Below are 19,813 nucleotides of genomic sequence, written 5' to 3' on the forward strand. Positions count from 1 at the left end.
CGACGCATCAGGCCGCCGAGCTGGTGAAGGTCTAGCGGCCGTCGGGGCGATCATCACCGGCGGCGGCTTGCTGGGCGCCCTCCACCGGTTCTATAGCCGCTACTGGTAGGTCAGCGTCCGCGAGACGTTCTGAGTTGGATCGGAGGGGTGGCGACGGCGCGGCGCCTCTCCCTGTTGCGTTTGACGCGCCGGACGCTCGGGAGGCAGGCCTATGCGGCATTCACTCGGTATCGGACTGGCCCTCGCCCTCGTGGGCGGTCTCGCCCAGGCGGCGGAGCTCACCGCGGCGGAACGGCAGTCAATCCTCGGCGCGGTCGACAAGAGCGCCCCGCGCACCGCCGAGGTGGCCCGCGCGATCTGGGGCTTCGCCGAGGTCGGCTACCAGGAGACTAGGAGCTCGACCCTGTTGCAGGGCGAGCTCAAGAAGTCGGGCTTCAAGGTCGAGGCCGGGGTGGCCGGCATGCCCACCGCCTTTGTCGCCAGCTTCAAGACCGGTCCCGGTCCGGTGATCGCCATCCTGGCCGAGTTCGACGCCCTGCCGGGCATGGCCCAGACCGCCGATCCAGCCCGCTCGCCCATCGCCGGCCAGGAGGCGGGCCACGCCTGCGGCCACCACATCTTTGGCGCGGCCTCGGTGGCCGCGGCCCAGGCGCTCAAGGACTGGATGGTCGCCAACAAGATATCCGGCGAGATCCGGGTCTACGGCGCGCCAGCCGAGGAGGGCGGCTCGGGCAAGGTCTATATGGTGCGCGCCGGCCTGTTCAAGGACGTGACCGCCACCCTGCACTGGCATCCCTCCAGCGAGAACAGCGCCTCGCAAAGCGTGTCCCTGGCCAACGTCAGCGGCAAGTTCCGCTTCACCGGCGCGGCGGCCCACGCCTCGGCGGCGCCCTGGCGGGGCCGCTCGGCCCTGGACGGGGTCGAGGTGATGAACGTCGCCGTCAACATGATGCGCGAGCACATCCCCGACGGGACCCGCATCCACTACGCCATCACCGAGGGCGGCAAGGCGCCGAACGTCGTGCCCGACAAGGCCGAGGTCTATTACTATGTCCGCCACGCCGATCCGCAGGTGGTCGGCGACGTGGTCGCACGGCTGAAGAAGGCCGCCGACGGGGCGGCGCTGGCCACCGAGACCAAGGTCGAGTTCGAGCAGACCGGCGGCGTCTACAACATGCTGCCCAACGACACCCTGGGCCGTGTGATGGACGCCGCCCTGCGCCAGGTCGGCGGGATCAGCTGGGACGCCAAGGAGCAGGCGTTCGGCGAGGCCATGGCCAAGCAGCTGCCGCCCAACCAGGCGACCCTGGCCAGCGTCGGGACCATCCAGCCCTACAGCGTCGGTGGCGGGGCCGGCGGTTCCACCGACGTGGCCGATGTGAGCTGGGTCACCCCGACCGCGGGCCTGGGCACGGCCACCTGGGTGCCCGGCACCCCGGCGCACAGCTGGCAGGCGGTGGCGGCCGGCGGCACCAGCATCGCGGCCAAGGGCGGGGTTGTCGCCTCCAAGACCCTGGCGCTCGCCGCCGCCGCCCTGTTCCGCGAACCGGAGCTGCTGACCAAGGCCCAGGGCGAGCTCGAGGCCAAGCGCGGTTCGGACTTTGTCTACAAGGCCATGGTCGGCGACCGCCCGCCGCCGCTGGACTACCGCCGCAACGCCGCCGGCGTGGAGTAGGGGAGGCTCAGGCCGCCACGCTGGCCGGGGCGGCGATGGGGCTGGCCTCGCGGATCATGGCGTCGAGCCTGGCGGCGAGATCCTGCCCGGCCAGGCTGAGTTCGGCCGCGGTGACCGAGCCCATCTTCCAGCGCACCACGTGGACGAGCCCCAGGGTCGTGAGGGCCTGGATGTTGCGCCAGGTCTGGACCGCGCTCGTCTCGGCCCGCCGCTGAAGGTCGGTCATCGGGACCGCCTCGTCCTCGTCGGCGATGTGCAGGAAGGTGATGATCTGGGCGAGCGTCAGGGTTGCCGCGGCCTCGCGCAGCAGCTCCACGGCTTCCAGGATCGCGCTTCGACGGCGCACGTCGCCTCCCCGTCAGTCAACAGTTACAAATGCCCCGGTTCCGGCGCTCGCAGCGTGCAATCTGCAGGTGTGAATTGCCGCGGCGCGGCGTCCGGCGAGGTCGGAACGCTCCAAAAGTGCATGCGGCGGCGCCTACAATTAGCAACCGTCGAGTAATGGCATTGGAGTGGCGCATGAAGCTCTGGGGACAGATTTCGGTCGAGCTGAACGTCGAGGATTTCGTCGAGGCCGCCGATCACCAGAAGCGGCTCGAGGACATGCTGCGGTTGGTCCGCGCTTCCTATCCCGAGGCCACCCTGGCCATGCGTGAGCGGCGGCAGCGGCGTCCCACCCCGGTGGTCCGCGCCCGTCCGCCCGGACTGGGCACCGGCCGGCTGAATGACTACGCCGAGCGCTGAGCGCCATGCGCCCGCGCGATTCCCTGCTTGAGGCGCTGTCGCTGTTCAAGGCGCTCAACCCGACCATCACGGTCAATGAGATCGTCAGCTTCCTCTACACCTGCGAGAACGAGGGGCTGAGCGTCCAGGAGCTGGCCTATGTCAGCCGGATGACCGAGCCGACCGCCTCGCGCAGCGTCCGCTCCTTCGGCCCGCCCGGTTCGGAATGGGCGCGGGCGCCGGCCTGCGGCCTGGTGGAAGCCTTCCTGAATCCCAACGATGGCCGCGGCCGGGTGCTGCACCTCACCGCCGACGGCCGCGCCGTGCGCGAGCGCCTCGACGCCATCATCGGCCAAGCCATTCCCATCGCGCGCTGAGCACCTCCGCCGGCCGGCGTCCGCGTGCGCCTTGGTAGTTGCGAGTGTGCAATTAATATTGTTACAATAATCAAACCTATAGAATGTTGCAAACTCGCGACAAAGATAAGTATATCGACCGAATAGACTCCTCTGGTGTTGACCCAATTTTCCTGCACGGCGTAACTCACCGGTAACCGGACTCGCTTGTGTTCGGCAATTTTTCGCGGGGTGCGGATCTCGCCTTCGATCCTCTGGGGTCGAGCGAGCCGCTGGAGGATTCAGACCTTGAAAATCAAAACCATGCGGGAGCGCCTGCTGGCGTCTTCCATGATCTGTGGCGCGGCGTTCGCGGCTTTCTCAGCGACGGCGGCCTACGCCCAGGAGGAAGTCCAAGAGGTCGTGGTCACCGGCTCGCGTATCGTCCGCCAGGACTTCGTGGCCGCCAGCCCGATCACGACTGTCACCGGCGAACAGGCCACCGCCAACGCCGACATCACCCTCGACACCTACCTGAACACCCTGCCGCAGGTGAGCCCGGCGGGCACCACGACCTCCAACAACCCCGGCAACGCCGGCCAGGCCAATGTCGACCTGCGCGGCCTCGGCTCCAATCGCAACCTGGTCCTGGTGGACGGCCGCCGGCCGATGATCTCGGCCAATACGGTCACCGTCGACATCAACACCATCCCGCAGGCGATGATCGGCAGCATCGAGGTGATCTCCGGCGGTGCGGGCGCCACCTACGGCGCCGACGCCGTGGCCGGTGTCGTGAACCTCAAGCTGAAGAACAACTTCGAAGGCCTGGACTTCCGGGCCGGCTACACCGACTCGACGGACTATCACGACGCCAAGGAATTCCAGTTCTCGGCCGTGCTCGGCGGCAACTTCGCCGACGGCAAGGGCAACGCCATCTTCGGCTTCGACCGCTCCTATCGCGAGCCGGTGACCAAGGGTCAGCGCCCGTTCTCGGCCCTCGCCACCTCCACCACCGGCACGCCGCCGGCCGGCGTGGTGCGCTACAATTCCGCCAACGCCATCCCGCTGTCGGCGGTCCAGGCCCTGTTCGCCACCTACGGCGTAGCGCCGACCGCGGTGAGCAACGGCTCCGGCTCGCTGGGCTTCAACCTGGACGGCACCCTGTTCTATGGCGGCGTGGGTAACAACCCGACCCTGCAGGTTCAGAACTTCAAGTACCCGGTCGACGTCAACGTCAACACCCGCTTCTACCCGGACTTCTACAGCTACAATTTCGACGCTCCGAACCTGCTGACGCTCCCCCTGGATCGTTACTCGTTCATGACCAAGTTGAACTATGAGTTCGACAACGGCGTCGAGGTCTTCGCCCAGGCAGGGTGGACCGAGTACACCGCCAACCAAGCCCTGGCGCCGACCCCGGTCCCGACCGTCGCCACCGCCGCGATCGGGACGGCCACCAACCTGCAGGTGGCCTCGGCTCTCGTCACCCCGGGCCAGAACATCGGCGCGAACCTGGTGGTGCCGGTCACCAACCCGTTCATCCCCAACGACCTGAAGACCCTGCTGGCCGCCCGTACTGGCGACGACCCGCTGCTGGTGGGCTCGGGCGCCACCGAACCCTTCCTGTTCGCCTTCCGGCCGCTCGGCTTCGGGGCGCGGATCTCGCAATTCCAGAACACCGTCGTCCAGTACATGGCCGGCGTGAAGTTCCCGATCGGCGAGAACTTCAAGGGCGAGGCCTATATCAGCCAGGGCCGCACCGAGATCGACCGGACCCAGTTCGGCAACATCAACACCCAGCTGCTGACCGACATCCTGGCTCACCCGACCCAGAACCCGGCCGGCTCCAACGGCGCCTGCGCCACGCAGAACTTCTTCGGCGACCGCCCGCTGTCCAGCACCTGCCGCACGGCCCTGGAATCGCCGGTCACCCGGCGCGAGCAGTACGAGCAGACCATCGGTCAGTTCTTCATCAGCGGCGATCTGTTCGAACTGCCGGCCGGCGCCGTGCCCATCGTCCTCGGCGCCGAACATCGCGGTATCGAGTACAACCTGCGCTTCCTGTCCAACCCAGGTCCGTTCTCGGGCTTCACCGTCGGCCTGCCCGAGGCCGGCAGCAGCGCCTTCAACGACATCTTCGGCGAGACGATCATCCCGATCGTCAAGGACATGCCCTATATCGAGAGCCTCGAGGTCGGCCTGGGCTTCCGTTACTCCTGGGCGCAGTTCGAGGACCTGCTCACCGGCCGGCGCACCGAGAACCGCGGCTCGGCCACCTATAAGGCCGAGCTGAACTGGAAGGCCAACGACTGGGCCCGGCTACGCGCCTCGTACCAGCGCGCCGTTCGTGAGCCGAACTTCGCCGAACTGTTCGTGGGTACGGCCTCCGCGCCGCAGATCTTCGATCCTTGCTCGGCCTTCACCAACGCCTGGAAGGCGTCGGGAACGGGTCCGGGCACCCTGCGCGGCCTCTGCGCGGCCCAGGGCGTACCGGCCACCGGCGCCACCACCGCGCCCGGCTCGCAGGCCAATATCAACCTGTCGGGCAGTCTCGCTCTCGATCCCGAAAAGGCCGACACCTACACCGTCGGCATCGCGCTCTCCTCGCCTTGGGAGGGCCAGTGGACGAGCCGCCTGCGCGGCAGCGTCGACTACTACAATATCGAGATCTCGGACCCGATCATCATCTTCGACACCAACACGGCGATCTCGTCCTGCTTCAACTACAACGGCGCCAATCCGAGCTACTCGAACACCAATCTCTACTGCGCCGGCATCGCGCGGACCGGCGGCAACCTCACCAACTCGACGATCCGCAACCCGCTGCTGCCCGGCAACAGCCCGTGGCCGTTCGAGAACGGAGGCGTCATAAAGACCTCCGGCCTCGACTTCCAGATCGACTACGGCTTCGACTGGGAATGGTTCGGCGCTCCGGACTGGATGGGGTCGTTCCAGGCCAACCTGCTGCTGACCCATGTGCTGGAATACAAGCAGGCTGACCGCACTGGGCTGCCGCCGGTCGACTATACCGGCACCATCTCCTATTTCGGCGCCGGCCTGGGCACGAGCTTCCCCGAGTGGAAGGCCACCTTCAACGCCCGTTGGGACCTCGGTCAGATCGGCATGATGGGCTACACCACCGAGGATCTCAGCTTCGGCGCCCGGGTCCGCTACATCGACGCCATGGAGAACCGCCAGTTCCGGCAGTACGAGGGCGAGACCTTCCTCGGCACGGCCAGCGTCCCCTCCAACGTCTCGGCGACCTACTATATCGACCTGGACGCCACCTGGGGCGTCACCGACAACGTCGAGATCAAGCTTGGTGTGAACAACGTGGCCGACCAGCAGCCGCGCCTGTACGCGCCGAACGTCCAGTCCGGCACCGACCCGTCCACCTATGACGTGATCGGCCGCCGCGCCTTCGGACAGATCAAGCTCCGCTTCTAGAAGCCGGAAGCACCACGGGAGGGGCGGCGAAGCCATTCGCCGCCCCTTTCGCATGTCTGGAAAATTACAGAACAGAAAGGAATGTTCCGTCGACGTAACAAGATACTGTAATGGAAGTCCACGTATCATATAGGTTACATAAGTAAGCATCGGAATCTGTCTAGAAATTAATTGGCGAAAAGGCGGCGAAGCGGGTCACATGTCAGCGTTCAGGAGCGCGTAGACATGACTATGACATTCGTCTTGGTAACGATGCCGATGTTGGTCATGGGGCTTAGCGTTGGATGACGCCCAATCTTGATAGGCTGGATCTTCAGATCCTGTCCGCGCTCCAGGACTCCAATCAGATGACGGCCCACGACCTGGCCGACCGCGTGCCCCTGTCGCCATCGGCGATCCAGCGGCGCATCCGCAACTACCGCAACAGCGGCGTGATCACCGCCGACGTCTCGGTGGTCAACCCGAAGGTGGCCGGCGAGCAGCTCTCCGTGGTGCTGCTCATCCAGCTGGTCCAACAGAAGCCGCAGTCTGTGGCCGAGTTCCGCGCCTTCCTCGGCAAGTCGGCGCAGGTCCAGGTGATCATGGAGATCGCCGGCGCCTACGAGCTCATGTGCATCGGCATGTTCGACGGCATCGAGAGCTTCAACCACTTCGCCGACACCCATATCGGCGACCATCCCTCGGTCAGCCGCTACGAGACCATCTTCGTCCGCCGCCGGGTGAAGTTCGGCGCCAAGATCCCGCTCTAGGGTCCCGCCAGGCCGGCGCCTAATTTCCAGGCGCCGAGATGATGCTTTCGTGTTCAACGCAGAATCGGGTTGATCGCGCGAGCCCCCTGGCCGCCGGGTGGCGGCGAATGAAGGTCATCATCATAGATCCGGACGAGGCGCGGGCGGCGCTGGTCGCCGAAGGGCTGGCGGATGTCCGCCCGCTGGAGGTGCGCCGCGCCTCCAGCTTCGAGGCCATCGAGGGCGAGCTGCCGTCCTTCGCTCCCGATGTGATCGTCATCGCCTGCGATAGTCCCGACCGCGACACCCTGGAAAGCCTGCGCGAGGCGAGCTCCGAGAACCCGCGGCCGGTGGTGATGTTCGTGGACCGCTCCACGCCCGGCCTGGCGGAGGCGGCGGTGGAGGCAGGGGTCGCGGCCTATGTGGTGGACGGGCTCTCGGCGGGACGGGTGCGTTCGGTGCTGGAGGTGGCCATGAGCCGCTTCGAGCTGATGCAGAAACTGCGCACGGATCTCGACAAGGCCAAGGCCGACCTGGCTTCGCGCAAGTCCGTCGAGCGCGCCAAGGGCCTCCTGATGAAGGAGCGCGGCATCGACGAGGACCAGGCCTACAGCCTGTTGCGCAAGCTCGCCATGGACACCGGTCGGCCTATCGGGGCGGTGGCCAACGACCTGCTCACCTTCGCGGGCGTCTTGAAGGGAGACGGGTCATGAGCCTGGAGCGGACCCAGCTACGGCTGGGCTTCATCGCACTGAACGACTGCGCGCCGCTGGTGGTCGCCCGCGAGAAGGGGTTCTTCGAGAGCGAGGGACTTTCCGTGGACCTGTCGCGCGAGGCCTCCTGGGCCAATATCCGCGACAAGGTGGCCATGGGCGCGCTGGACGGCGCCCACATGCTGGCGCCCATGCCCTTGGCGGTGAGGCTAGGGATCTGCGGCGAACCCGCGCGGATGATCGCGCCCATGTCGCTGAACCTGAACGGCAGCGCGATCACCGTCTCGACCGCCCTGGCCGACGCCATGCGCGCGGCCGAGCCCCAGGGCATGCAACTGCGGCCCCGCACCGCCCGGCCGCTGGCCACGGTCATCGCCGCGCGCAAGGCCCAGGGCCTGCCGCCGCTGACCTTCGCCGTGGTCTTCCCGTTCTCAGTGCACAATTACGAGCTGCGCTATTGGCTGGCGGAGGCCGGCGTCGATCCCGATCGCGACCTGCGCATCGTGGTGACGCCGCCCGCGCGGATGACCGCGCGCCTGGCGGCCGGCGATATCGATGGCTTCTGCGTCGGGGCGCCCTGGAACGCCCAGGCGGTCGCCGACGGCCATGGTGAGATCATGGTCTACGCCGCCGAGCTCTGGGGCGTGGGGCCGGACAAGGTGTTCGGCGTCACCGAGAGCTTCGCCGAGCGCCATCCCCTGACCCTGGGCGCGACCCTGCGGGCGCTGATCGGGGCTGCGGCCTGGGCCGACGAACCGGGCAACCGGGGGGAGCTGGCCGCCATACTGGCCCACCATCGCTATGTGGACGCGCCAGAGGAGGTGGTCGCCCGCTCGCTCACCGGCGCGCCGCCCTACGCCCTGGGCGAACCGGGCCCCGACGACCAAGACTACATTATCTATCACCGCTACGCGGCGAGCTTCCCCTGGCGCAGCCATGCGGTCTGGTTCCTCACCCAGATGCTGCGCTGGGGCCAGATCGGACCGGAGGCCGATATCGCCGGGACGGCCGAAGCGGTCTATCGGCCCGACCTGTTCCGCGCCGCCGCCGCCGAGCTGGGGGCGCCGGCGCCGCTGGTGGACGAGAAGGTCGAGGGCCTGCACGCCTCGGCCTGGACCCTGGACGAGGCCACCGCCCCGATTCCCATGGCCCCCGACCTGTTCTTTGACGGCGGGCGCTTCGACGCCGCGCAACCGGAACGCTACGCCGCCGGCTTCGCCATCGGCCGTCTCCGGTCCTGAGTCGGCTGTCCGACGCACAATCCTTGTGCGCTGCACCGCACAATGGCGCCCATCCTTGATGCAAAAGGCGTCCGGACGCTGACGGAACGGCGATACTCGCCATTTCGCAGTTGCGAGCATGAAGCCACCGTGGCGGCCTGAGGGCGACATCGCGGGGCAATGGCGTCCCGCGAACGATCCGAGAGGGTCGCCGGGACCGCGAGGTCTCGGACTTGGAAGGACAACGACGTCCGCGCGGGGCTCCCACCCCGGCGGACGTCTTTTTTTTGCTCGGGGGATAGGCCGATGAACATGAGGAGAGGCGTTCTGGCGCCAGCGGCGATCGCCGCGGCGCTGGTTACTGCGACAGGGGCGGCGGCTCAGGCCCCGCCCACGGTGGCGACGGAAGAGGCCCCCGCTGTCGCGGCGGAGGAACCGACCGAGCCGGTCGCCGAGCCTGAACCCGAACCGGCGCCGGAACCGCCGCCGCCGCCGGCCGCGCCGCCGACGATCAGCGAGGCCATCGCCGGCGGTAAGCTGATCCTGGAGGCCCGCCTTCGCTACGAGGGCGTGGACCAGACCCGGACCCCGGTTCTGCGCAAGGAAGGCGAGGCGCTCACCCTGCGCACCCGGCTCGGCTGGGAGACCGGCGAGTGGAAAGGCCTGCGGGGCCTGGTCGAGTTCGAGGACGTCCGCCAGGTCGGCTCGGAGCGCTTCTCGGTCAATGTGCCGGGCGCCGCGACCCCGCCGCTGAACGGCGCGGACAAGGCCCGCTTCCCGATTATCAACGACCCGGATGTCACTGAACTCAACCGCCTGCAGCTCACCTGGACCCCCAGCGCCGCGGCGGTGGTCACCCTGGGCCGGCAGAGGATCCTCATCGATGACCAGCGCTTCGTCGGCAATGTCGGCTGGCGCCAGGACGAACAGACCTTCGATGCGGTGCGGGGTGACTTCGCGCTGGGCCGGTTCAAGGCGACCTACGCCTACGTGACCCACGTCAACCGCATCCTGGGTGAGATGAAGGACTGGGATAGCGACAGCCACCTGCTCAACGCCACCTGGTCGCCGGCCGAGGCGCTGCGGCTTCAGGGCTTCGTCTACGCCTTGGATTTCCAGAACTCCGCGCCCAACTCCTCGATCACCAAGGGGATCAAGGCCTCCGGCAAGACCTGGGTCGGGCTGTTCCAGGTGGCCTACAACGCCACCTACGCCCAGCAGAGCGACTATCACCGCAACACCGCAGCCTACGACCTCGACTATTTCGGCGCCGACGTCGCCGGGACCTTCGACATCTACACCGCCAAGCTCTCCTGGGAGTCCCTGGAGGGCAACGGGACCCGGGGTTTCACCACGCCTCTGGCCACCGTCCACGCCTTCCAGGGCTGGTCGGACGCCTTCGTCCAGCCGCTGGGCGGCAACAAGGGCTTCGTCGACGGCATCGAGGACCTGAACCTCAGCTTCAACATCAAGCCGCGGTTCCGGCGGACCTACTTCTTCAACACCGACATCCTGGTCCGCTACCACGACTTCAACGCCGAACGGACGGGCGCCGACCTCGGCCACGAGTGGAACGTCCAGGTCCAGGCGGCGATCACGCCCAAACTCTCGGTGGCGGCCAAGTACGCCGACTTCCAGCGCGAGGCCTTCGTCCCCGTGGGCGGAGCCGCGCCGCCGCCCTCCCGCACCAAGGTGTGGTTCACCCTCGAATACAAGCTGTGACGGATCCCATGACCGACAAGAACCTGACCCGCCGTGGGGCTCTGACCGCCGCGGCCGCCACCCTCCTCGCCGCCAAGACCGCCTTTCCGTCGGGGGCTCACGCCGCCGGCGCAGGTCCGGAGGTCGCCAAGGCCAAGCTGGGCTTCATCGCGCTCACCGACTCCTCGCCGCTGATCATCGCCAAGGAGCGGGGGCTGTTCGCCAAGTACGGCATGCCCGACGTGGAGGTGCTGAAGCAGGCGTCCTGGGCCGCGACCCGCGACAACCTCGTGCTCGGCTCGGGCGGGGGCGGCATCGACGGCGCCCACATCCTTTCGCCCATGCCCTATCTGATGACCACCGGTTCGATCACCGGCGGCAAGCCGATGCCGATGAACATCCTGGCGCGGCTCAACACCAACGGCCAGGCGATCTCGGTCGGCAACGACCTGAAGGCGGTGAAGGTCGGACTGAACGCGGCCGGCGCGAAAGCCAAGTTCGCCCAGCTCAAGGCCGCCGGGAACACCGCCAAGGTGGCCATGACCTTCCGGGGCGGCACCCACGACCTGTGGATCCGCTATTGGCTGGCGGCGGGCGGCATCAATCCCGAGACCGAGGTCTCCACCATCGTGATCCCGCCGCCGCAGATGGTGGCCAATATGAAGGCCGGGACCCAGGACGCCTTCTGCGTCGGCGAACCCTGGAACGGCCAGCTGGTGAACCAGAAGGTCGGCTACACCGCCTGCCTGACGTCCGAGATCTGGATGAACCACCCGGAGAAGGCGCTCGGGATGCGAGCCGACTGGGTGGCCAAGTATCCGAGAGCCGCCCAGGCCATCACCGCGGCGGTGATGGAAGCGGCCATGTGGTGCGACAAGGCGGCCAACAAGCCGGCCATGTGCTCCATCGTCTCTGGCCGCCAGTACATCAACGTGCCGATGGGCGACATCCTGCCCAGGCTGCAAGGGACCATCAACTACGGCGACGGGCGGTCCGTGAAGGGTTCGACTCACGTGATGAAGTTCTGGGCCGACAACGCCTCGTTCCCCTTCAAATCGCATGACCTGTGGTTCCTGACCGAGAACCAGCGCTGGGGGATCTTGCCGCAGTCGCTGAACAAGGCCGCCCTGGTGGCCAAGGTGAACCGCGCCGACATCTGGCGCGCGGCGGCCAAGTCGATCGGGGCGGCGGCGCCGGCCTCCGATAGCCGCGGCGTCGAACGGTTCTTCGACGGCAAGGTCTTCGATCCCGCCAATCCCGCCGCCTACCTGGCGAGCCAGCCGATCAAGAAGCTGGTCTGACCCCATCCATGGCTAGGAGCTTCCCATGAGCCTGCCCGCGCAAAAGTTCGAGATCGCCGGCGAAGTCGAGCCGCCGACGAACCTCGCGCCCGCGACGATCGCCCGGCTCCCCACGCCGGGTCCGTCGCGGGCGGTCCGCGCCCTGACGACCGCCAAGGCGGTCGCCGCGGCCGTCCTGCCACCGGCCCTCATGCTGCTGATCCTGCTCGGCGTCTGGCAGTTCCTGGCCGGGGATGGCGCCGGCCTGCCGGCGCCCAGCATGATCTGGCTGGAGTCCAAGGATCTGATCCTCGATCCGTTCTTCGACAATGGCGGGGTCGACAAGGGCCTGTTCTGGCACGTCTCCACCAGCCTCAGCCGGGTAGGGGTAGGCTTCGGCCTGGCCGCGGTGGTCGGCATCGCCCTGGGCGTCCTGGTGGGAGCCAATGTTTGGGCCCATCGCGGGCTCGATCCACTGTTCCAGGTGCTGCGGACCGTGCCGCCCCTGGCCTGGCTGCCGATCTCGCTGGCCGCCTTCCGCGAGGCCCAGCCCTCGGCCCTGTTCGTGATCTTCATCACCTCGATCTGGCCGATCATCATCAACACGGCTGTCGGCGTGCGGAACATCCCGACCGACTATGTGAACGTCAGCCGCACCCTCAGCCTCTCGCCGCTGGAGCACTTCTGGAAGATACTGCTGCCGGCCACCACGCCCTACATCTTCACCGGCCTGCGTATCGGGGTCGGCATGAGCTGGCTGGCCATCGTCGCCTCCGAGATGCTGCTGGGCGGGGTGGGAGTCGGCTTCTTCATCTGGGATCAGTACAACTCGTCCCGCATCTCCGACATCGTCGTCGCCCTGATCTGGGTCGGCCTGGTGGGCTTCGCGCTGGACCGCGCGGTGGCCCTGCTGGGACGCATCGTCAGCCGCGGCTCGGCGCTCTCCTAGAAGGAACGGAACATGCCCAAGGCCTTCCTCTCCATCGAGGCGCTCGGCGTCTCCTTCCCCGGCCGCACCGGCGCCAACGAGGTGCTGCGCGACGTCAACCTGCAGATCGACGAGGGCGAGTTCGTCTCGATCATCGGCCACTCCGGCTGCGGGAAGTCGACCCTGCTGAACGTGGTGGCGGGCCTCGTGCCGATCACCACCGGGGCGGTGATCCTTGACCACTCGGCGGTCGAGGCGCCGGGTCCCGACCGAGCGGTGGTGTTCCAGAACCACTCCCTGCTGCCCTGGCTCTCGGTCTACGAGAACGTCCGACTGGCGGTGGACAAGGTGTTCCGCGGCAAGAAGAACGGCCGCGAGCGCCACGAATGGGCGATGGAGAACCTGGCCCTGGTCCAGATGACCCACGCCGTCGACAAGCGCCCCTCGGAGATCTCCGGCGGCATGAAGCAGCGGGTCGGCATCGCCCGGGCCCTGGCCATCCAGCCCAAGGTGCTGTTGCTGGACGAGCCGTTCGGCGCCCTGGACGCGCTGACCCGCGCCCACCTCCAGGACAGCGTCATGGAGATCCACGCCAAGCTGAAGAACACCGTGCTGATGATCACCCACGACGTGGACGAGGCCGCGCTGCTGTCGGATCGCATCGTGATGATGACCAACGGCCCGGCGGCCACAATCGGCGAGGTGCTGCGCGTCGGCCTGGCCCGTCCCCGCCGGCGGCTGGAGCTGGCGACGGACGGCGACTACCTGCGCGCCCGCAAATCGGTGCTGGAGTTCCTCTATGCCCGCCACGCGGTTGCGGCCTAACGGCTGGCGAGGGAGATCACCAGCAGCACCAAGAGGATGAGGGCCGTGACCTGCCAGAAGCGCAGCGGGTCGCGGTCGTAGAGCGAGGGGCGCGTCCGGCGGGCCGGCGCGCCCCGGATCGCGCCGTTCTCCAGCTCGAAGGCCAGCTCGAAGCCGTCCTGGAACCGCTCGGCCGGATCGACCGCCACGGCGCGGGCCAGCACGGTCTCCACCCAGGCCGGCAGGTCGGGCCGCCAGGCCGAGAGCGGGGCCGGACGGCGATGGCGGGGTGTGGTGAAGGGCTCGATCTCGCCATAGGGATAGCGACCGCCCGAGAACATCGCATAGAGCGTCACGCCCAGGGCGAAGATGTCCGAGCGCTCGTCGCCGGCGACGCCTGCGAACAGTTCCGGCGCCATGTAGCTGGGCGTGCCGGGAATGTCCGGGGGCAGGGCGGCCTCCAGGTTCGGCAATCGCGCCACGCCCAGGTCGATCAGCTTCAGCCCGCCGCCCGGCTCCAGGATCACATTCTCGGGTTTGATGTCGCGGTGGATGACGCCGGCCCGGTGGAGGGAGGCGATGGCCTTGGTCAGCTTGACGGCGATGTCCAGGCCCTGGTCGAGACTTACGGGCGGGGATCGCGATAGCCGCCGCTCCAGCGTCTCCCCCGCATAGAAGGGCTGGACGAGGTAGAGGCTTGTGCGCCGGCCGGCGGGTAGGTCCAGCACCCCGCCTACGAAGGGGTTCTGCACCCGGCTCGCCACCCAGGACTCGCGCAGGAAGGCCGCCCGCGCCGAGGCTTCGGCGCCCAGGGCCTGGGGCTTGGGGAACTTGACCAGAACGCTGGCGTCGCCGTGGGAGTCGCGCGCCCGGAAGACCCGGCTGTAGCGGCCGTCGGCGATCAGGGCCTGAAGTTCGAAGCCGTCGATGCTCTCGCCGGCCTGGGGCGGCTCGCGCATGGGCAGGGCCTCGACCTCCTGGCTCAGGCCGGCCACGTCGGCGGCGGGCAGCTCCAGGACATCGACCACCAGGGCGGTGACATTGTCGTCGGACCCGGCCTCCAGGGCGGCCTGGACCAGGCGTCGCGCGGTCTCGTCGGGCCCCTCGCGCAGGGCCAGCGTCTCTTCGAGGCGGCGGTCGTTCAGGGCGCCGTGGACGCCGTCGCTGACCAGCAACAGCCGGTCGTGGGGCGCGAGGTCCTCGCTGGCGTAGTCGATGCGCAGGCTCTCCGCGATGCCGACCGCGCGGGTCAGGATGTTGGTCGTGCCCTCCAGCCGGTGATCCACCGTCAGCCGCGCCAGCCGCCCGTCGCGCAGCCGGTAGAGCCGTGTGTCGCCCACATGCAGCACATGCAGCCGCCGACCGCGCAGGATCGCGACGGTCAAGGTGCAGCCCATGCCCGCAAGGTCCGCGTCCGTCCGTCCCTGGGCGTGGATCCAGCGGTTGACGCTGTCGACGGCGTGGGCGGCGGTGCGCCGCACGCTGCGGGTCTCGCTGGACCCGAGATAGCCGTCCAGCACCGCGCGGACGCAGAGCTCGGCCGCCACCCGGCCGCCCTTGGCGCCGCCCATCCCGTCGGCGATGGCGCAGGCGACGCCGGTCATCCGGCCGGGCGGCTCCAGCACCGCGGCGGCGAAATCCTCGTTGCGCGCCCGCCGGCCGGTCTCGCTGGCCAGGCCCGTGAGGACGCGCAGACTGGTTCCTGTGGTTTCCATCCCTGCCCGTCAGCCGTCATCGCGGCGCGGCTGTCCAGTCCCGGCGCCCTTTTTTGTGCAGGTGCGAAGGATCGGCGCCGCATCTTTACGCAAACCTACATCGAATCTCCGGCCAAGCTCTCGCAGGGCGCCGCAGGATCGGGCGCCAGGCTCTAGATGGCGCCCATTCGGCGAGCCGTTTCGCCCGCGCCAATGGCGACGCGGGTTTCCAGGACGCTCTGGACGATCCGCCTTCTCATCCATCCGCGTCGCCGCCGGCGACGCTCGTTCCAGAGCGCGGTCATGATCGGCAAAGACTTCTTCAAGGCAGGCCACACGCCCACCCTGGCCTCGGCCTTCTTCTATTTCGACATGAGCTTCATGGTCTGGGTCCTGCTGGGCTCGCTGGGCGTGCAGATCGCCAAGGACCTGGACCTCAACGCCGCGGAAAAAGGCCTGATGGTCGCCCTGCCTGTCCTGGCCGGCGCGCTGCTGCGCATCGTCAACGGGGTCCTGGTTGACCGCATCGGCCCCAAGTTGGCCGGCACCCTGTGCCAGATCATCGTCATCGCCGGTCTGCTGATCGCCTGGATGCTCAAGGTCGACACCTATGCCGGCGTGCTGGCGGTGGGCCTGGTCCTGGGCGTGGCGGGATCGTCCTTCGCCATCGCCCTGCCGCTGGCCTCGCGCTGGTATCCGCCGCAGTACCAGGGCGTGGCGCTCGGGATCGCCGGAGCCGGCAATTCCGGCACGGTCTTCGCCTCGCTGTTCGCTCCGGGCCTGGCCAATATCTTCGGCTGGCAGAACGTGCTCGGCCTGGCGACCATCCCGCTAATCGTCGCCTTCCTGGTCTATCAGGTCTTCGCCAAGGACAGCCCCGACCAGCCCGCGCCCAAGCCGCTGACCGAGTACCTGTCGGTGCTGAAGATCGGCGACGCCTGGTGGTTCATGCTGTTCTACGGAGTGACCTTCGGCGGCTTCGTGGGCCTGTCCTCGTCCCTGACCATCTATTTCAACACCCAGTACGGACTGGCGCCGGTGATGGCGGGCTTCTTCACCGCGGCCTGCGTGTTCGCCGGCTCCATGGTGCGGCCGATCGGCGGGGCGCTGGCCGACCGCATCGGCGGCATCCGCACCCTGTCGATCATGTACGTGGTCGCCGCCGCGGCCCTGACGGTGATGAGCTTCGGCCTGGCCGATGTGCGCGTGACCTTGGGCGTGGTGATCTGCGGCATGGCGGCGCTCGGCATGGGCAACGGCGCGGTGTTCCAACTCGTTCCGCAGCGGTTCCGCAACGAGATCGGGGTGATGACCGGCCTGGTCGGCATGACCGGTGGGATCGGCGGCTTCTACCTGGCGTCCAGCCTGGGCCTGGCCAAGCAGCTCACCGGCTCCTACCAGGCGGGCTTCCTCGGCTTCGCGGCCCTGGCCCTGGTGGCCCTGGCGGGCCTCACCAGCATCAAGAAGCAGTGGCGCACCACCTGGGGCGCGGCCTCGGCCACCGTGGCGCGGGTCTAAAGGCGCCCAAGGGGTAGGCGTCCCGGGGCCGGGACGCCTCATTTTCGAGCGGTCCGGCTGTCGAGGCCGGACCCGACGCCTCCCGACGCTGCACCGCAGCAAGGCTTGCCGTAGAAGCGGAAGGTGCGGAGCAACGAAGCTTCGCCAAGCGGTTCTCGCGAGCCGCGGCCCCTGGCGGGTCAATCGGGGCAAAGGCGTCCATCCGAACAGTTTGTCGCTCCGCGCATCGCGGAGCCCAAGGCGGAGAGGGCGATGTCCCAGCCTAAGGAACGTCTGGTCGTCATCGGCAACGGCATGGCCGGGTGCCGGGCCATCGAAGAGGTGCTGAAGCGCGATCCGACGCGCTACGACATCACCGTCTTCGGCGCCGAGCCCAGGGTGAACTACAACCGCATCATGCTCTCGCCGGTCCTGGCCGGGGAGAAGACCTTCGACGAGATCGTCATCAACGACGTCGCCTGGTACGCCGACAACGCTATCACCCTGCATTCCGGCCGCAAGGTCATCGCCATCGATCCGGCCGCCAAGCTGGTCGAGGCCGAGGGCGGCCTCAGCGTCGCCTATGACCGCCTGATCCTCGCCTGCGGCTCCGATCCCGTCCGCCTGCCCCTGCCGGGCGCGGACCTGGAGGGCGTCGTCACCTTCCGCGACCTCGACGATGTGGAGGCCATGGTGGCCGCCGCCGAGAAGGGTGGTCGCGCCATCGTCATCGGCGGCGGCCTGCTGGGCCTTGAAGCCGCCTACGGCCTGGTCCGCCGCGGCATGGCCGCCACCGTGATCCACCTGATGGACGTGCTGATGGAACGCCAGCTCGACGAGTCGGCGGGCTTCCTGTTGCGCGAAGCTCTGGCCGAGCGCGGGGTGGAGACGGTGCTGGGCGCCCATTCCGAGGCGATCCTGGGCGACAACGGCCGCGTCGCCGGTCTGAAGCTGAAGGACGGCACGGTCATTCCCGGCGACATCCTGGTCATGGCGGTCGGCATCCGGCCAGCCACCGGCCTGGCCGCCGCAGCAGGCATCGTTTGCGGCCGGGGCGTGGTGGTGGACGACCAGATGCGTACCTCCGACCCCGCCATCTTCGCCATCGGCGAGTGCGCCGAGCACCGGGGCGTCGCCTATGGCCTGGTCGCGCCCATCTGGGACATGTGCCGGACGCTCGGCGAGGTGCTGACCGGCGCCGACGCCGCCTACGAGGGGTCGTTGCTGCAGACCCGCCTGAAGGTCTCCGGCGTCGACGTGTTCTCGGCGGGCAAGTTCGGCGGCGGCGAGGGCTGCGAGGACGTGGTGTTCCGCGACGCCGGGCGCGGCGTCTACAAGCGGGTGGTCATCGAGGACGGCAAGGTGGCCGGCGCGGTGCTGTTCGGCGACGCCGCCGATGGCGGCTGGTACTTCGACCTGATGCGCACCGGGGCCGACGTGGCCGAGTTGCGCGACACCCTGATCTTCGGCCAGGCGATCACGGAGGCCCTTCGGGGGGTGGACCCTAGGTCGGCCGTTGCGGCCATGCCGGACTCGCAAGAGGTCTGCGGCTGCAACGGCGTCTGCAAGGGCGCGATCACCGGCGCCATCGCCGAGCTGAGCCTCACCACCCTGGACGGGGTGCGAGCCCACACCAAGGCCTCGGCCTCCTGCGGCTCCTGCACCCCGTTGGTCGAACAGCTCCTACAGCTCACCCTGGGCGACGGCTTCGAAGTCCAAACCGGGCCGAAGCCGGTCTGCGCCTGCACCCAGCATGGCCACGACGAGGTCCGCAAGCGCATCCTGGCCGAGGAGCTGAAGTCGCTGCCGGCGGTGATGCAGGCCCTGGAATGGCACACGCCCGACGGCTGTTCCTCCTGCCGCCCGGCGCTCAACTACTATCTGCTGTGCGCCTGGCCCGGCGACTATCGCGACGACAAGCAGAGTCGCTTCATCAATGAGCGGGTCCACGCCAACATCCAGAAGGACGGGACCTATTCCGTCGTGCCGCGCATGTGGGGCGGGGTGACCACCCCCAACGAGTTGCGCGCCATCGCCGACGTGGCCGACAAATTCGCCATCCCCACGGTCAAGGTCACCGGCGGCCAGCGCATCGACCTGCTGGGCGTCAAGAAGGACGACCTGCCGGCCGTCTGGGCCGACCTCAACGCCGCGGGCATGGTCTCGGGCCACGCCTACGCCAAGGGCCTGCGCACGGTGAAGACCTGCGTCGGGTCGGATTGGTGCCGGTTCGGCACCCAGGACTCCACCGGCCTGGGCATCAGGCTCGAGAAGTTCATGTGGGGGTCCTGGACCCCGGCCAAGGTCAAGCTGGGCGTCTCCGGCTGCCCGCGCAACTGCGCCGAGGCGACCTGCAAGGACATCGGCGTGATCTGCGTCGACAGCGGCTACGAGATCCATATCGGCGGGGCCGCCGGTTTGCACATCCGCGGCACGGAACTCCTCACCCGGGTCGCCACCGAGGAGGAGGCGGTCTGGACCATCTGCGCCGTCACCCAGCTCTATCGCGAGCGCGGCTGGTACCTAGAGCGGATCTACAAGTGGATGGACCGGGTCGGCCTGGCCTCGATCCAGGCCGAGATCGAGGACCCGGAGAACCGCCGGGCCCTGCACGACCGCTTCGCCTATTCGCAGCGCTTCTCGCGCATCGACCCCTGGGCCGAGCGGGTGGCCGGCCGCCACGCCGAAGAATTCAACCCGCTCAGCCGCCGCCTGGAGTTCGCCCCCGCATGAACGCCCTCGTGAAGGACCCCATGACCTGGACCGACGTCGGCGCCGTGACGGACATCCCCCTGCGCGGCGCGCGGCGGGTGCCCAGCGCCCAGGGCGACATCGCCATCTTCCGCACCGGCGACGGCAAGGTGTTCGCCCTGATGGACAAGTGCCCGCACAAGGGCGGCCCGCTCAGCCAGGGGATCGTCCACGGCCACGCCGTGGCCTGCCCGCTGCACAATTGGTCGATCGAGCTGGCCACCGGCGAGCCCCTGGGCGCTGACCGCGGCAAGGGCTGCGCCCCGGTGGTGCCGCTGGAGGTCCGCGACGGGCGGCTGCTGCTGGGGCGGACCTGA

General features: G+C 68.4%; 16 protein-coding genes. 14 read left to right on the forward strand and 2 right to left on the reverse strand.

Annotation, left to right across the window (positions count from 1 at the left end):
* Positions 1 to 211 precede the first annotated feature (211 nt).
* Complete coding sequence (locus tag V6M51_RS11255; RefSeq protein ID WP_332767201.1) at positions 212 to 1,675, forward strand: amidohydrolase; 1,464 nt, start codon at positions 212 to 214, stop codon at positions 1,673 to 1,675.
* A 7-nt stretch (positions 1,676 to 1,682) separates the two neighbouring features.
* Here the strand turns inward: V6M51_RS11255 and V6M51_RS11260 are convergent, their stop codons facing one another.
* Positions 1,683 to 2,021, reverse strand: coding sequence for a hypothetical protein (locus V6M51_RS11260; protein WP_332767203.1), 339 nt, complete (start codon positions 2,019 to 2,021; stop codon positions 1,683 to 1,685).
* Positions 2,022 to 2,194: 173 nt separating this feature from the next.
* Between V6M51_RS11260 and V6M51_RS11265 the strand changes: the two genes are divergently transcribed.
* The 10 genes from V6M51_RS11265 (at position 2,195) to V6M51_RS11310 (ending at position 13,575) form a co-directional block, all read left to right on the forward strand.
* A complete protein-coding gene (locus V6M51_RS11265; RefSeq protein ID WP_305761194.1) occupies positions 2,195 to 2,419 on the forward strand; it encodes a hypothetical protein in 225 nt (74 codons plus the stop codon).
* A 5-nt stretch (positions 2,420 to 2,424) separates the two neighbouring features.
* On the forward strand, positions 2,425 to 2,775 hold the full coding sequence (locus V6M51_RS11270; protein ID WP_332767209.1) for a hypothetical protein: 351 nt from the start codon (positions 2,425 to 2,427) through the stop codon (positions 2,773 to 2,775).
* 267 nt (positions 2,776 to 3,042) lie between these two features.
* Complete coding sequence (locus tag V6M51_RS11275; protein WP_332767211.1) at positions 3,043 to 6,180, forward strand: TonB-dependent receptor domain-containing protein; 3,138 nt, start codon at positions 3,043 to 3,045, stop codon at positions 6,178 to 6,180.
* Between the two features lie 284 nt (positions 6,181 to 6,464).
* On the forward strand, positions 6,465 to 6,929 hold the full coding sequence (locus V6M51_RS11280) for an Lrp/AsnC family transcriptional regulator (RefSeq protein ID WP_332767212.1): 465 nt from the start codon (positions 6,465 to 6,467) through the stop codon (positions 6,927 to 6,929).
* Between the two features lie 107 nt (positions 6,930 to 7,036).
* Positions 7,037 to 7,621: an ANTAR domain-containing response regulator gene (locus tag V6M51_RS11285; RefSeq protein WP_332767214.1), complete on the forward strand. Its 585-nt coding sequence runs from the start codon at positions 7,037 to 7,039 to the stop codon at positions 7,619 to 7,621.
* Positions 7,618 to 8,862 (forward strand): CmpA/NrtA family ABC transporter substrate-binding protein, encoded by a 1,245-nt coding sequence (locus tag V6M51_RS11290; RefSeq protein WP_332767216.1) that lies wholly within the window; start codon positions 7,618 to 7,620, stop codon positions 8,860 to 8,862. Before V6M51_RS11285 ends, V6M51_RS11290 begins: the two co-directional genes overlap by 4 nt.
* Before the next feature lie 285 nt (positions 8,863 to 9,147).
* Positions 9,148 to 10,563 carry an alginate export family protein gene (locus V6M51_RS11295; protein WP_442957853.1) on the forward strand — a complete coding sequence of 472 codons (1,416 nt, stop codon included), beginning with the start codon at positions 9,148 to 9,150 and terminating at the stop codon, positions 10,561 to 10,563.
* Between the two features lie 8 nt (positions 10,564 to 10,571).
* A complete protein-coding gene (locus V6M51_RS11300; protein ID WP_332767218.1) occupies positions 10,572 to 11,843 on the forward strand; it encodes a CmpA/NrtA family ABC transporter substrate-binding protein in 1,272 nt (423 codons plus the stop codon).
* 25 nt (positions 11,844 to 11,868) lie between these two features.
* The gene (gene ntrB, locus V6M51_RS11305; RefSeq protein ID WP_442957670.1) at positions 11,869 to 12,771 is read left to right on the forward strand and encodes a nitrate ABC transporter permease; all 903 of its coding nucleotides are present in this window, start codon (positions 11,869 to 11,871) and stop codon (positions 12,769 to 12,771) included.
* Positions 12,772 to 12,783: 12 nt separating this feature from the next.
* On the forward strand, positions 12,784 to 13,575 hold the full coding sequence (locus V6M51_RS11310; protein ID WP_332767220.1) for an ABC transporter ATP-binding protein: 792 nt from the start codon (positions 12,784 to 12,786) through the stop codon (positions 13,573 to 13,575).
* Here the strand turns inward: V6M51_RS11310 and V6M51_RS11315 are convergent.
* Positions 13,572 to 15,269: a bifunctional protein-serine/threonine kinase/phosphatase gene (locus tag V6M51_RS11315; RefSeq protein ID WP_332767222.1), complete on the reverse strand. Its 1,698-nt coding sequence runs from the start codon at positions 15,267 to 15,269 to the stop codon at positions 13,572 to 13,574. The two genes, V6M51_RS11310 and V6M51_RS11315, sit on opposite strands and share 4 nt — an antisense overlap.
* Before the next feature lie 282 nt (positions 15,270 to 15,551).
* Here V6M51_RS11315 and V6M51_RS11320 point away from each other — a divergent pair, with 282 nt between their 5' ends.
* The 3 genes from V6M51_RS11320 to nirD all read left to right on the forward strand — a co-directional run bounded on the left by V6M51_RS11320 (position 15,552) and on the right by nirD (position 19,813).
* Positions 15,552 to 16,766 carry a nitrate/nitrite transporter gene (locus V6M51_RS11320; protein WP_332767224.1) on the forward strand — a complete coding sequence of 405 codons (1,215 nt, stop codon included), beginning with the start codon at positions 15,552 to 15,554 and terminating at the stop codon, positions 16,764 to 16,766.
* Between the two features lie 252 nt (positions 16,767 to 17,018).
* Positions 17,019 to 19,478 carry a nitrite reductase large subunit NirB gene (nirB, locus tag V6M51_RS11325; RefSeq protein WP_332767226.1) on the forward strand — a complete coding sequence of 820 codons (2,460 nt, stop codon included), beginning with the start codon at positions 17,019 to 17,021 and terminating at the stop codon, positions 19,476 to 19,478.
* On the forward strand, positions 19,475 to 19,813 hold the full coding sequence (gene nirD, locus V6M51_RS11330; protein ID WP_305674973.1) for a nitrite reductase small subunit NirD: 339 nt from the start codon (positions 19,475 to 19,477) through the stop codon (positions 19,811 to 19,813). The genes nirB and nirD overlap by 4 nt, the downstream gene beginning before the upstream one ends.

Origin of the sequence: Phenylobacterium sp., assembly GCF_036677185.1 — a bacterium.
GTDB lineage: Bacteria > Pseudomonadota > Alphaproteobacteria > Caulobacterales > Caulobacteraceae > Phenylobacterium.